We start from the raw sequence: 2,084 nt of genomic DNA, 5'->3' as shown, positions 1-2,084 counted from the left end.
AAATTCTTGATCGAGAAATCTCTCAAAGTGCTGCATTCAGACTTCAGATCTGTCTGAAACTCATAAAGAGTATTGATGATGAGATCGAAGCTTTAGAGAAAGAAATTTTCAATTATGCTTATAAAAAGCATAAGCGAGAAATGGAGATTTTAATGTCAGTTCCAGGTATAGGAGAACTTGGTGCGGCAATTTTACTTGCTGAAATAGGCAATTTCAAGGATTTTTCTTCTGGAGATAAGCTTGCTTCCTGGCTTGGTCTGGTTCCTAATGTGTATCAATCTGCAGATAAATACCACAACGGAAGAATCACAAAGAGAGGATCAAAGGGAGCAAGATGGATTCTTACGCAGATTTCTCAAGCAGCGGCAAGAAAGAATAACAGTAAGTTAAAAGAGTTTTTTAACAGGAAAAAGAAGTCAATTGGGCATTCCAAGGCAATTATTGCCTTGGCAAGGAAAATTGCAACGATAATATGGCATCTTATCGTAAACGATGAGATGTACGAAGATGGAACTGGATATAAAAAAGGAGAAATTCAAAATAGGAAGATTGTTGAGACAGAAATATTCTCAGTTGATGAACGAATAAAAATAATTAGTGAAATATTTGCGATAATGGAAAAAGAAGGTGAAGAGAGCACGTGAGGAAGATATCCTCATGTACTTTCATGCTAAAATATAATGATATCGCCGAAAATTTTGCCAATAAATATAACCTAATGAAAACTGCAGGAAGCGATGCTCATTTTCCACATGAAATTGGAAATGCAGGGATTATTACTGAGAATAGTGATATTGTAGATGCGATTAGAAAAAAAGATCTCGCTATGTTTGGAAGAAAGTCTTTTGTGTTAAATCATGCACTCACTAAATCTTTAATATTAATGAGGAAGATTTAATGAAGAACTTACTCTATATAATAATAGCCGTCTGTATTTCAAGTCTCGGGCAGATTTTATTGAGACGTGGAATGAGCGGATCTGATTTTGAGTTATCCGTATTAGATACCACTACAATACTTAGTTTGATAAGAAATTTCTATGTGATGAGTGGGTTACTTGTCTATGGGCTGAGCTTTATCCTGTGGTTATATGTACTATCACGCGTGCAAGTAAGCTATGCATACCCATTTGTGAGTTTAAGCTATCCGATCGTGATGATATTAAGCAATATCTTTTTAAAAGAGCCTTTAGGAAAAGGGTTATGGATTGGTGTTTTTTTCATATTAATTGGAACGACTATTATTGGGGTAACATATGGTAGGTGGGATTCATGAAAAAAACCAATAATGAAGTTCAGATTAGTGGAAAAAACAGCGTAAATACTAGTAAGTATACGCAAAAGCAGAATAAATATCCAGATATTAATATTATACTTTCTTATTTATTAAGTTTTATCAAGTCCAAATATAACTTACCTTTTTATTTATCAATATTCATGCTTTTATATATGCAAACCGTCAAACCAATGATTTTAGGTGACGGTCATGAATATTTTGCTATGACAATATCGTCATTTAATCATTTATCTTTTGATTTGCAACCAGCCGATATTGCAATGCGAGCAGCTATAGAACAAGGTTGTGGTATATCTTTTCCGTCCGCCCAGGATTATTATGGATATGTTAAAGCTCTCAATGGAAATTATTATCCAATTCATTTTTGGGCTTATTCACTTGTAAGCTTACCTTTTTTTGTTATTCTTCATTTTTTCAATATTAATGAGCTTTTGAGCCTTCAAATAACCAACGCTGCTCTTCTACTAGCTAGTTTTTGGGTAATAACTTATTGTTTTGATGATAAATTTCAAAGACTTGTAATGCTTGCTTTTTCAGCAGTTAATCCGATAGTGTTATATATAGGTTGGACAGGTGCAGAGGTTTTCTCATATTCGTTCGTGGTAATGGCGATTTCATTTGCTGTCGCAAAAAAGTACAACTTAGCTGTACTATTATCATCAATTGCTTCACTGCAAAATCCACCAATTATAACGTTTACACTGTATCTAATATATCTTGGCTTAAAAGATTCGATGGTCAATTTGTATCTAATTGATATTATATATTTGAAAATCGTATATTTATAC

4 protein-coding genes are annotated in these 2,084 nt (G+C 33.3%); all 4 read left to right on the top strand.

Translation table 11 applies throughout. The features are described 5' to 3' along the window. Positions 1–644, top strand: a 644-nt coding sequence (locus tag ASJ81_RS11770) for an IS110 family transposase (RefSeq protein WP_141241618.1), incomplete at its 5' end; no start/stop codon positions are given. Next, a complete protein-coding gene (locus ASJ81_RS11765; RefSeq protein WP_141241691.1) occupies positions 641–898 on the top strand; it encodes a PHP-associated domain-containing protein in 258 nt (85 codons plus the stop codon). The genes ASJ81_RS11770 and ASJ81_RS11765, both read left to right, overlap by 4 nt. Continuing rightward, positions 898–1,275 carry an EamA family transporter gene (locus ASJ81_RS24610; RefSeq protein ID WP_095644612.1) on the top strand — a complete coding sequence of 126 codons (378 nt, stop codon included), beginning with the start codon at positions 898–900 and terminating at the stop codon, positions 1,273–1,275. Before ASJ81_RS11765 ends, ASJ81_RS24610 begins: the two co-directional genes overlap by 1 nt. Next, a partial coding sequence (locus tag ASJ81_RS11755) for a hypothetical protein (protein ID WP_141241690.1) occupies positions 1,272–2,084 on the top strand: 813 nt, incomplete at its 3' end. The genes ASJ81_RS24610 and ASJ81_RS11755, both read left to right, overlap by 4 nt.

Origin of the sequence: Methanosarcina spelaei, from assembly GCF_002287235.1 — an archaeon.
GTDB classification, from domain to species: domain Archaea; phylum Halobacteriota; class Methanosarcinia; order Methanosarcinales; family Methanosarcinaceae; genus Methanosarcina; species Methanosarcina spelaei.
The sequence above is the reverse complement of the archived record's forward strand: the minus strand, read 5'-3'. Positions and strand labels throughout refer to the sequence as shown.